Here is a 12,115-nt window from a genome sequence, read left to right on the forward strand (position 1 = left end):
CCCCCCCCCCCCGCCACTCTCCGCAAGGGCTAATTTCGTCGGCGGTTAACGGTGTCCATGCATGTCACGGAGTTTCCGTAGGTAGAACTCTGTAAAGCTGCAGGCCACAGTCGGTTCCCATGTTCATAACGTTCACAGGTTTATTTAGGTTCGTAATTTGGGCCGCACAAAAGTTACCCCCATCAAGGTCCCCATGGAGAGGGCTTGACGGGGGTATCAACCTGAGGTTGAATCTAAGAAATTTTATAGAACGCCGACCGCACCGCCATGGCAAGAAGGTAGGACACCGGCGCCACGGTCACAACGGTGACGAGTAGCTGAATGACTTCGGCGCGGAATTGGAGCGCGGCAGTCCCTGGAGCGAGGTCGTGGGTGGTGAAGGTTGCGATTCCGGTAACGACCACCGCGGCAGCGCCGGACAGTGCGCCGGTAAGAATGGTGAAGCGCTTGTATTTGAAGGCGAGAAAGGCTGCCTCCATCGCCAGGGCGGTGAGGAGGATTGTTGGCCAGCTCAGCTGCTCAAAGCTCCCAACCAGCGCACGGCACAAAATGACGGTCATGACATACCCCACGAACGCCGCACCCGGCTTGCGGGTGGTCAAGGCCGCGCACAGGGCTCCCATGAACTGCAGCACCCATAACGCAGAGAGCAGAGCCATAAGGTTGTTCCAACCGAGGGGAATGCCCTCCCCCGTCGCCGCTCGGTGAAAGACAGCGGCTTTGCCCCACAGCAACAATGCACCCATGAGGGCGAAACCCAAGACCACGAGGGCGTCAATACCAGTCCACGCCTTTGTCTTTTCTGCAATCACAGTCGTGGATGAATTCGTATCCTTGAGGCTCTTGTTGGCGTGGGTCATAGGTTAGGCCCTTCTTGACAGGAGTGCGGGGGTCTACTGCGTCGTAGGCACTATTCTAAGCAAAGCCAAATAGAGTTGCACGCAAACAAAGACCCGCACCTCTTCCCCACCAGTGTGGTGGGTGAAGTGCGGGTCTTGGTTTCCCTTTGCCGTTAAGGGGCTAAGGACTAGGTCCTAGAAGGTGTAGTCCTCTTCCAGCGGGACGGAAGCGCCGGTGAACTCACCGAAGCCATCGTCGCCGTAGATGGAATCACCGTAGGTCGGGATGGAGTACGCAGCATTGCGTGCGGCCTCAGTCGGCTTCACGCTGATGTTGCGGTAGCGGGAAATACCCGTACCGGCCGGGATCAGCTTACCGATGATGACGTTCTCCTTCAGACCAATGAGCTGATCGGAGCGCTTGTTGATGGCGGCGTCGGTAAGCACACGCGTGGTCTCCTGGAAGGAGGCCGCAGACAGCCAGGACTCCGTAGCCAGCGAGGCCTTGGTGATACCCATGATCTCACTGCGCAGCTGTGCCGGCTGGCCGCCCTCAGCAACCTGAGCGGCGTTGACCTGCTTGGCCTCAGAGAGGTCAATGAGGTTGCCCGGCAGCAGGTCGGTGGTACCAGCGTCAATGACGGTACCGCGACGCAGCATCTGACGGATGATGATCTCGATGTGCTTGTCGTGGATGGCCACACCCTGTGCACGGTAGACGGCCTGAACCTCGTCGATGAGGTGCTTCTCCACACCGCGGCGGCCGAGGACCTCCAGCACGTCGTGCGGGTCAGCCGCACCGCGCATGAGGCGGTCACCGGTGGTGACGTGGTCACCGTCGCGAAGCGAGCGCTCGATCATGGCGTCCGGGTTGGACTCCATCGGGCGGCGGACCTGAGCCAGGCCCTGGCGCTTCGACAGCTTCTCGTAGACAACATTGTCGGAACCGTCATCGGGAGTGATGGTCAGCGTCCAGAAGTTGCCCTCATCGGACAGGGACACGGTGCCGTCGACGGAAGCGATAGGAGCGCGGTTCTTCGGGTTACGGGCCTCGAAGAGCTCCTGAACACGCGGCAGACCGCCGGTAATATCGCCACCGACACCACCCTGGTGGAAGGTACGCATGGTCAGCTGGGTACCCGGCTCACCAATGGACTGTGCGGCCACGATGCCGACTGCCTCGCCGATATCGACGAGCTTGCCGGAGGCCATGGACTTGCCGTAGCACTTGGCACAGACACCAGCCGGGGTCTGGCAGGTCAGCACGGAGCGGACCTTGATCTCCAGAACGCCAGCATTGACGATCTTGCGGCTGAGCTCCTCAGTCAGGTCGGCGCCGGCCTCGGCGATAACCTCACCGTTTTCATCCTTGACGTCGTTAGCCACGACGCGGCCGGATGCGGAGGTTTCCCACAGCTCGTGCAGGTCGTAGGAGCCAGGGGCAACCTCGACGCCGAGCGGGACGCGCACGCCCTGACGGGTGCCACAGTCCTCCTCGCGGACGATGACGTCCTGCGCCACGTCCACCAGACGACGGGTGAGGTAGCCGGAGTCAGCGGTACGCAGAGCGGTATCCGCCAGGCCCTTACGGGAACCGTGCGAGTTGTTGAAGTACTCCAGAACCGACAGGCCTTCACGGAAGGAGGTCTTAATCGGACGGGTGATGTAGTCACCCTTGGAGTTCACAACCATGCCCTTCATGCCGGCCAGGGTCCAGATCTGACGCATGTTACCGGCAGCACCGGACTTCACGATCATCGGAATCGGGTTGTCGTCGGGGTACAGCTCCTCGACGGCGTTACCCACGGTGTCCGTGGCGTCCTTCCACAGCTCAACCAGGCGGTCGTAACGCTCGCGCTCAGTAAGAGCACCCTGCTCCCAGTACTTACGCTCGATGCGCTCGGCTTCCTTCTCGTAGGACTCGAGCACCTCGTGCTTGTTCGGGAGGACCAGCACGTCATCCATGGTGATGGTCACGCCGGAACGGGTAGCCCAGTAGAAGCCAGCGTCCTTCATCTTGTCCAGAACCTGGGCAACGGTGATCATCGGGTACTTCGCGGCGAGGTCATTAATGACATCACCGAGCAGCATCTTGTTAGCGGAGCCGCCCTTACGGACCATGACGCCCTCGAGGTACGGGTAGTTCCACGGCAGCAGGTCGTTGAACATGATGCGGCCCAGGGTGGTCTCAGCGAGCCATGCCTGGCCCTTCTGCCAACCATCCGGGAACTGCTCTGCCTCGATGTCTGATGGCGGACGCAGGTGGGAGATGCGCACCTTGATCGGGGCCTGCAGGCCCAGAACGCCGCGGTCACGGGCCATGATGGCCTCCGCGTAGGAGGAGTACACGCCCTGCGCCGGTCCGTTTTCGTCTGCGGGAGCGTAAGCTCCCGCGCCGCCGATCTCGTCCTCGCCCTTGTCCATGGTGAGGTAGTACAGGCCGGTAACCATATCCAGACGCGGCATAGCCAACGGCTTACCGGAGGCCGGAGACAGAATGTTGTTGGAAGCCAGCATCAGCACGCGGGCCTCAGCCTGTGCCTCGGCGGACAGCGGCAGGTGGACTGCCATCTGGTCACCGTCGAAGTCAGCGTTGAAAGCCTCACAGGCCAGCGGGTGCAGCTGGATGGCCTTACCTTCGACCAGCTTCGGCTCGAAGGCCTGGATACCCAGGCGGTGCAGGGTAGGTGCACGGTTCAGCATCACCGGGTGCTCGGAAATGGCCTCTTCGAGGACGTCCCACACCTCAGGGCGCTGGCGCTCCACCATGCGCTTAGCGGACTTGATGTTCTGCGCGTAGTCGTTTTCTACCAGGCGCTTCATGACGAAGGGCTTGAACAGCTCCAGAGCCATGAGCTTCGGCAGACCACACTCGTGCAGCTTGAGCTGCGGGCCGACGATAATCACGGAACGGCCGGAGTAGTCCACGCGCTTACCCAGCAGGTTCTGGCGGAAGCGGCCCTGCTTACCCTTGAGCAGGTCAGACAGGGACTTCAGCGGGCGGTTGCCCGGGCCGGTGACCGGACGGCCGCGGCGGCCGTTGTCGAAGAGGGCGTCGACGGATTCCTGCAGCATGCGCTTCTCGTTGTTCACGATGATCTCGGGAGCACCGAGGTCGATCATGCGCTTGAGGCGGTTGTTGCGGTTGATCACGCGACGGTAGAGGTCGTTGAGGTCGGAGGTGGCGAAGCGGCCACCGTCCAGCTGCACCATCGGGCGCAGCTCCGGCGGGATCACCGGGATAGCATCCAGGACCATGCCGGCCGGGTCGTTGCCCGAGCGCAGGAAGGCTGCAACAACCTTCAGGCGCTTGAGGGCACGCATCTTCTTCTGGCCCTTGCCGTTGTTGATGATCTCCTTGAGCTCCTCGGCCTCAGCCTCGAGGTCGAAGTTGCGGATGAGGGTCTGAATAGCCTCTGCACCCATGCCGCCGGTGAAGTAATCCTCGTAGCGGTCAACCAACTCTTCGTAGATGGTCTCATCGATGATCATCTGCTTCGGAGCCAGCTTGATGAAGGTGTTCCAGATTTCGTCGAGGCGAGCGACCTCGCGCTCACCGCGCTCGCGGATGTGCTGCATCTCCTTATCGGCAGCGTTCTGGACCTTGCGGCGGGCGTCGGCCTTAGCGCCGGCAGCCTCCAGCTCGGCCAGATCCTGCTCGAGCTTGGCAGCGCGCTCAGCGATCTCTGCCTCGACGTCATCCTCCACGTCCTTCTTCTCCAGCAGCATTTCTGCTTCCAGAGTGGACTGGTCATTGTGGCGAGCTTCCTCGTCAACGGAGGTGATGATGTTGGCGGCGAAGTAAATGATGCGCTCAAGATCCTTCGGAGCCAGGTCCAGCAGGTAGCCCAGGCGGGAAGGAACGCCCTTGAAGTACCAGATGTGGGTAACCGGCGCGGCCAGCTCGATGTGGCCCATGCGCTCACGGCGCACCTTGGACTTGGTCACCTCGACGCCACAGCGCTCACAGATGATGCCCTTGTAGCGCACGCGCTTGTACTTACCGCAGGCGCACTCCCAGTCACGGGTCGGGCCGAAGATGCGCTCACAGAAGAGGCCGTCCTTCTCCGGCTTAAGGGTGCGGTAGTTAATGGTTTCGGGTTTCTTGACCTCGCCCTTGGACCAGCGACGGATGTCCTCTGCGGTGGCCAGCCCGATGCGGAGCTCGTCGAAGAGATTTACGTCAAACACGTAATGTCTCCCTTTCATCCCCCGTCAGGGGGGAAGTTGATGGCTTTGTATGTAGGTGGTGTTTCGTTATGCCCGCCGCCTTGATAAGCGGCGGACCAAGAAGCTAGGCGATGTCTGCGTCGGAGCGCTCGTCGCGGGACAGGTTAATGCCCAAGGACGGAGCGCCGTCCATGTCATCATCGTCGGAGCCAGACAGTTCCATCGGGGTGCCGTCAGTGGAGAGAACCTCCACGTTCAGGCAGAGGGACTGCAGCTCCTTGAGGAGGACCTTGAAGGACTCCGGGATGCCCGGATCCGGGATGTTGTCACCCTTGACAATGGCCTCGTAGACCTTGACGCGGCCGACCACGTCATCGGACTTGATGGTCAACAGCTCCTGCAGGGTGTAGGCAGCGCCGTATGCCTGCATTGCCCACACCTCCATCTCACCGAAGCGCTGGCCACCGAACTGTGCCTTACCACCCAGCGGCTGCTGGGTAATCATGGAGTACGGACCGGTGGAGCGGGCGTGGATCTTCTCGTCGACGAGGTGGTGCAGCTTGAGCATGTACATGTAACCGACGGAAACCGGGTACATGTACGGCTCACCGGAGCGGCCGTCGAAGAGGCGGGCCTTACCGTGCTCATCCACCATGACGTCGCCATCGCGGTTCGGCTTGGAGGAAGCCAGCAGGCGAGAAATCTCCTCGTTGGTAGCACCGTCGAAGACCGGGGTTGCGGTGAGGGACTCCGGCGGGACGTCGTAAAGCTCTTCCGGCAGGGTCTTGAGCAGCTCGGCGTTGGCCGGATCCTCGGTGTCGATCTTCCAACCAGCGTGTGCCAGCCAGCCGAGGTGAACCTCGAGAACCTGGCCGATGTTCATACGACGCGGCACACCGTGGGTGTTAAGGATGATGTCCACCGGGGTGCCATCCTCCATGAAGGGCATATCCTCCGGCGGGAGAATCTTGCCCACAACGCCCTTGTTACCGTGGCGGCCGGCGAGCTTATCGCCATCCTGGATCTTGCGCTTCTGAGCCACGTAGACGCGGATCATCTCGTTGACGCCCGGGGCCAGGTCGTCATCATCCTCGCGGGAGAAGCGGGAGACGCCGATGACCTTACCGGTCTCACCGTGCGGCACCTTCATGGAGGTATCGCGGACCTCGCGGGCCTTCTCACCGAAGATGGCGCGCAGCAGGCGCTCCTCCGGGGTCAGCTCGGTCTCACCCTTCGGGGTGACCTTACCGACGAGGATGTCGCCCGCGCGGACGTCGGCACCAATGCGGACGATGCCGCGCTCGTCGAGGTCACGCAGAACGTCATCGGAGACGTTCGGGATCTCACGGGTGATCTCCTCTGGGCCCAGCTTGGTATCGCGAGCATCGATCTCGTGCTCCTCGATGTGGATCGAGGTGAGGATGTCTTCCTCCACGATGCGCTGGTTGAGGATGATGGCGTCCTCGTAGTTGTGACCTTCCCACGGCATGAAGGCAACCAGCAGGTTGCGGCCGAGGGACATCTCACCGTTGTGGGTACCGGGGCCGTCGGCAAGCACCTGGCCTGCCTCCACACGGTCACCCAGGGAGACCAACGGGGTCTGGTTGTAGTTGGTGTTCTGGTTGGTGCGCTCGAACTTGCGCAGCATGTAGGTATCGCGCTGGCCCTCGTCATCCATGATGGTGATGAGGTCCGCGGTGACGTTCTCCACCACGCCCGCCTTCGGGGTGATGATGAGGTCACCAGCATCGTAGGCAGCACGCTGCTCCATACCGGTGCCCACGTACGGGGCCTCGGAGCGCACCAGCGGCACGGCCTGGCGCTGCATGTTCGCACCCATGAGGGCACGGTTAGCATCGTCGTGCTCGAGGAACGGAATCATGGCGGTTGCCACGGAGACCATCTGGCGCGGGGAAACGTCGACGTAGTCAACGCCGGCAGCGTCGGTCACGCCGATATCGCCGTCCTTGAGGCGGACCTCGATGCGGTCGCCGGTCAGGGTGCCGTCGGCATCCTTCTCCACCTCGGCCTGCGCGATGGCGTAGCGATCCTCTTCATCGGCGGTGAGGTACTCCACCTGGTCGGTCACCTTGCCGTCCACAACCTTGCGGTACGGGGTCTCGATGAAGCCGAAAGCGTTCACGCGAGCGTAGGAAGCCAGCGAGCCGATCAGGCCAATGTTCGGGCCTTCCGGCGTTTCAATCGGGCACATGCGGCCGTAGTGCGAAGCGTGAACGTCTCGCACCTCAATGCCGGCGCGCTCACGGGACAGACCGCCCGGGCCCAGCGCAGACAGGCGGCGCTTGTGGGTCAGGCCGGACAGGGAGTTGTTCTGGTCCATGAACTGCGAGAGCTGGGAGGTACCGAAGAACTCGCGGATGGCAGCAGAAACCGGGCGAACGTTGATCAGGGAGGTCGGGGTAATCGACTCCGCGTCCTGGGTGGTCATGCGCTCGCGGACGACGCGCTCCATGCGGGACAGGCCCACGCGGACCTGGTTCTGGATGAGCTCGCCGACGGTGCGCAGACGACGGTTACCAAAGTGGTCGATGTCGTCGGTGTGGATGGAGATCATCTCACCGTTCGGGGCCTTCATCTCACGCTCGCCGGCGTGCAGGCGCACGAGGTACTCGAGGGTGACGGCAATGTCTTCCTCGGTCAGGGTCATCAGACCATCGTGGTCTCCGCCTAGGCCGAGCTTGCGGTTGACCTTGTAGCGGCCCACCTTGGCCAGGTCATAGCGCTTGGCGCGGAAGAAGGAGTTATCCAGCAGTGCCTGCGCGAGGTCGCGCGTGGGCTGCTCGCCCGGGCGCTGCTTGCGGTAGATCTCCAGCAGAGCCTCATCGGTGTTGGCCACGCCATCGGACTCGAGCGTGGACATCATGAGCTCGGAGAAGCCGAAGCGCTCCTTGATCTGCTCCTCGGACCAACCCAGGGCCTTGAGCAGCACGGTCACCGGCTGGCGGCGCTTGCGGTCGATACGAACGCCAACGGTGTCGCGCTTGTCGACGTCAAACTCCAACCATGCACCGCGGGAAGGAATGACCTTCACGGAGTGCAGCGGGCGCTCGGTGGACTTGTCGATGGTCTGGTCGAAGTAGACACCCGGGGAACGCACGAGCTGCGAGACGATAACGCGCTCGGTGCCGTTGACGATGAAGGTGCCCTTCTCGGTCATCATCGGGAAATCGCCGATGAAGACGGTCTGGGACTTAATTTCCTGGGTGTCGTTATTGATGAATTCTGCGGTGACGTACAGTGGCGCCGAGTAGTTGATGTCCTTCTCTTTGCACTCGTCCACGGTGTTCTTCACCGGCTCGAAGCGAGGCTCCGACAGGGACAGGGACATGTTGCCCGAGTAATCCTGGATCGGAGAAAGCTCCTCGAGGATATCCTCAAGGCCGCTCGTCACGCGTGCGTCTTCGCCGCGCTCTGCCTGCTCGCGCTCGCGCCACTCGGGGGTGCCGATGAGCCACGCGTAAGAATCGAGTTGTAGATCGAGGAGACCCGGGACAGCGATAGGCTCGCTGATTTTAGCGAAGGAGTATCGCTTCGGGGCTCCAGGGATGTTGGCCACTGACTTGGTCTGGCGGGAGACTGCCAAGATGGGTCCTTCCAGTACCTCTGGCGGATTGCGGCCCCACCCTGGCCGGTGAGGTGCAAAACCGCTGGTAGATTTAGCATTCGGTCTGCTGTGGAATGACTGGGTTTAGAATGCACAAAATCACCTTGTCAAGTCGGTTTTACCATCACCGCTCGAAAGGCTAAATGTGCACTAAAGATCCAGATTCCAGCGCAACGAAATAGCCTATAGCATAATGGCGGCCTTGTAAAGGCGAAACGCGCTATTGGCGTGTCGCTACACAGATCCGCTCGCGCGGGCCTCTAGCACGCGCGGCTAGCGGGCGTGACGGCTCGTGGGACGACGGAAAGCTCCCAGCGCTCCGAGCAGCACCAGAAGCGCGCCGACTCCGACGCCACCCCAGCGCAGCCACTGCCCCACAGCACTCCGCGGGAAGCGCTCTGCTTGCTGGAGCAACTCCGCGCGGGCTTCCTCATCGGTAGCGCCTTGAAACGCGAACTGCACCTCACGCTCGTTGCCTTCACGGTCAGCCCAGTAGTCCCGCACATCAATGCCCATGCCCACGACCAGTCCGGTGGCCTGGTCCACGTAAAGATCCCGCGTTGCGGCGTGGAAGAGGTAGCCCTGTTCAGTGGAGCCATCCTCGTTGCTCAGGGTGGTGGTCGTGTTACCTGCGTAGAGGGTAGCCACGTTGGTGGGCTCAATCTCCTGGCGGTAGCGGTAGACCGTGCGGCCATCGATGTCGAGAGATTCCTCGAAGACGGCGTCTGCTGCCTTACGCAGCACAGGGTCAAAGACCGGGTAGGTGGTCTGCTCGGCATCGGCAGGCAGCTTCAGCCAGTAGCCTTCGACGGGAACCTCCGCCGTGGGCGAGCCCATGGTGTGGGAGAGCGCCGCCGGGCCCGTGGCCTCACCGCTGAGGCGATCGACGGGATAATTCCACACACGCGCAAAGCTCAAGTCCTCCACGTTGCCCGTGCCGCCGCGGATGGCGGACTCCCCCACTCGCAGCGTTGCGGTCTCCTTGTCCGCCGGATCCTGGATGTCCATGTTGAGCTGATAGGTCATCGGCCCCTCGTACTGCGAAGCACCCTCCGCGGACAGCGCTTGCGCGGTGGCGTTCTCATCCTGCATCGTCCACGTGGTGTCCTTGATATCCAGCGGCAGGCGCGGACTAAAGCTCAAGAAGCTCGACGCCGCCAAGCCGGCAGCGAGCAGCGCAACGCCGAGGCCAAGCAGGAGGACGGAGAAGATGCGGGACTTGGGCAGCATGGTGGCTCATTCTACAGCCCATCCCCATCAAAACGGGAACAACCCCGCACCGCCACAAGCGGAACGGGGTTGTTGGTGCGCAGCGAGTGTGCTGCGCGGGAAAGCTGAGTAATTCAGGTGAATTACTTGAGCTCGACGGAAGCGCCAGCCTCTTCGAGCTTAGCCTTAGCAGCCTCAGCGTCATCCTTGGAAGCACCCTCGAGGATAGCCTTCGGAGCACCCTCAACGAGCTCCTTAGCTTCCTTCAGGCCCAGGCCGGAGACGATCTCGCGGACAGCCTTAATAACGCCGATCTTCTTAGCGCCAGCGTCGGTCAGAACGACGTCGAACTCGGTCTTCTCTTCCTCAGCGGCACCGCCGGCAGCCGGGGCACCAGCAGCAACGGCAGCAACCGGAGCGGCGGCCTCAACGTCGAAGACCTCCTCGAATTCCTTAACGAACTCGGAGAGCTCGATGAGGGTCATTTCCTTGAAAGCTTCAATGAGCTCGTCCTTGGTGAGCTTAGCCATGATTGGCATCCTTTCTCATTGTTCCTGGCCGCGCTAGGCAGCCAGATAAGTGTGTGTGTTTAAGTTGTGCGCCTGTAGTTGGCGTCTTAAGCTTCCGCAGCCTTCTTGTCCTGCAGGGCCGCAGCGGTGCGGACCATCTTGGTTGCAGGAGCGTTGAATACGGCGGCAGCCTTTGCCATAGAACCCTTCATGGCGCCAGCCAGCTTTGCGAGGGTGGTCTCGCGGTTGTCCAGCTTGGCGATGGCCTCAACCTGGTCGGCAGACAGAGCGTTGCCGTCCATGTAGCCACCCTTGATAACGAGTGCCTTGTTGTCATCAGCGAACTTGGTGATGACCTTCGCAGCGTCCACTGCCTCGCCCTTGATGAACGCAATAGCGGTCGGGCCAGTCAGGTGCTCGTCAAGACCCTCGATGCCAGCTTCGTTGGCAGCGATCTTGAAAAGGGTGTTCTTGGCGACGGAGTACTCAACGTCAAAGCCGAGATTGTTACGCAGCTCCTGGAGCTGACCCACGGTCAGGCCACGGTACTCGGTAAGCACGATGGAGTTTGCACCCTCGAGCTTCTCCTTCAGTGCCGCCAGGTCTGCGGTGTTCTTCGGGTTTGCCATTTTCTACTTCGCCTCCTTTCGAAACATCTCTTGTGTTTTCCGCCGGGGCCTTCCCTACTCCGCTTGCCCGATGGACAACCGAAATAACAAAAGCCCCGTGCAAGAGCACAGGGCGCGCGCGGAAATCCGCGCTCATTCGCAAAGTGTCTCCTGCGTGGGCCGCCCTCTAGGATGAGGAACCTTCGATCCGGATGTCCGGATGACCGACGGTCTTCGGTGAACTTTGACTCGGCCTCAGCGGGCCGTTCAAACTTCGCTAGGTACGTTACAACCCGACCTACCACAACTCCAAATCGCTCCTGTTGGAGCTGTCGACTCGGGCTCGTGCATGAGCATGTCTAGTCACTGAGCACCCCACGCGGAACGATGACGGGGGCGTCGCTGCGCGGGTCGTCCCAGATCTCGACGTCAATGCCATAGGCGGCTGCCAGCACGTCTTTCCGCAACGCCTGGCGGGGTGTTCCCTGCGCGATAACCTCGCCGTTGTTCATGACCACCATGGTGTCGGAGTACTGCCCGGCCAGCATGAGATCGTGCAACACGACGACGACTGTCTTCCCCGCGTCGGCTTGCTTGCGCACGAGCTGCAAAACGCTGATGGCATGGGCAGGATCGAGGAAGGTCGTGGGTTCGTCGAGAAGCAGCACCGGCGTGTCCTGCGCCAAGGCCAGCGCGAGCCAGACCCGCTGGCGCTGGCCGCCCGAGAGCGCCGCGATGTCACGGTCGATGAAGTCAGTAATGCCAGTCTCCACGCAGGCCTGCGCGATGATATCGCGGTCCTTTGCGGACAGGCCCCGACCGCGGCCCAGGTGCGGGTAGCGGCCGCGTGCCACGAGCTCGCCTACCCGCAGCCCATCCGGCGCCGTCGGCTGTTGTGGAAGGAGCGCCACGTGGGCAGCAGCTTCCTTCGGGCTCATGGCGTGCACGTCTAGCTCGCCGATGTGTACTCTCCCCTGCCGCGGGCGAAGAATTTTAGACAAGGTCTTCAGCAACGTGGACTTGCCGCAACCATTCGGCCCAATGAGCGTGGTGATTTCACCCGGGCGGGCCAGCAAGTCAACGCCCGACAGGATGTCTTCCCCGTCCTTATAGCCGGCATGAATACCGGTGGCCGTAATTTCTCTGTCTTTCACA

The 12,115-nt window shown here is 61.7% G+C and carries 7 protein-coding genes; all 7 read right to left on the bottom strand.

From position 1 onward, the window contains the following. Positions 1-233: 233 nt before the first annotated feature. The gene (locus HMPREF2537_RS04880; RefSeq protein ID WP_070525994.1) at positions 234-860 is read right to left on the bottom strand and encodes an ECF transporter S component; all 627 of its coding nucleotides are present in this window, start codon (positions 858-860) and stop codon (positions 234-236) included. A 174-nt stretch (positions 861-1,034) separates the two neighbouring features. Further along, the gene (locus tag HMPREF2537_RS04885; RefSeq protein WP_070525996.1) at positions 1,035-5,030 is read right to left on the bottom strand and encodes a DNA-directed RNA polymerase subunit beta'; all 3,996 of its coding nucleotides are present in this window, start codon (positions 5,028-5,030) and stop codon (positions 1,035-1,037) included. Positions 5,031-5,133: 103 nt separating this feature from the next. Continuing rightward, entirely contained in the window at positions 5,134-8,613 is a 3,480-nt protein-coding gene (locus HMPREF2537_RS04890) for a DNA-directed RNA polymerase subunit beta (RefSeq protein WP_070525998.1), read from the bottom strand. A gap of 294 nt (positions 8,614-8,907) precedes the next feature. After that, the gene (locus HMPREF2537_RS04895; RefSeq protein ID WP_070526000.1) at positions 8,908-9,864 is read right to left on the bottom strand and encodes a cell envelope lipid trafficking protein PgfA; all 957 of its coding nucleotides are present in this window, start codon (positions 9,862-9,864) and stop codon (positions 8,908-8,910) included. Positions 9,865-9,986: 122 nt separating this feature from the next. Continuing rightward, the gene (gene rplL, locus HMPREF2537_RS04900; RefSeq protein ID WP_010189710.1) at positions 9,987-10,373 is read right to left on the bottom strand and encodes a 50S ribosomal protein L7/L12; all 387 of its coding nucleotides are present in this window, start codon (positions 10,371-10,373) and stop codon (positions 9,987-9,989) included. Between the two features lie 86 nt (positions 10,374-10,459). Continuing rightward, positions 10,460-10,981 carry a 50S ribosomal protein L10 gene (gene rplJ, locus HMPREF2537_RS04905; protein ID WP_010189711.1) on the bottom strand — a complete coding sequence of 174 codons (522 nt, stop codon included), beginning with the start codon at positions 10,979-10,981 and terminating at the stop codon, positions 10,460-10,462. A gap of 338 nt (positions 10,982-11,319) precedes the next feature. Further along, on the bottom strand, positions 11,320-12,114 hold the full coding sequence (locus HMPREF2537_RS04910; protein WP_070526003.1) for an ABC transporter ATP-binding protein: 795 nt from the start codon (positions 12,112-12,114) through the stop codon (positions 11,320-11,322). Between the last annotated feature and the right edge of the window lies 1 nt (position 12,115).

Source organism: Corynebacterium sp. HMSC074E01 (assembly GCF_001808885.1).
GTDB lineage: Bacteria > Actinomycetota > Actinomycetes > Mycobacteriales > Mycobacteriaceae > Corynebacterium.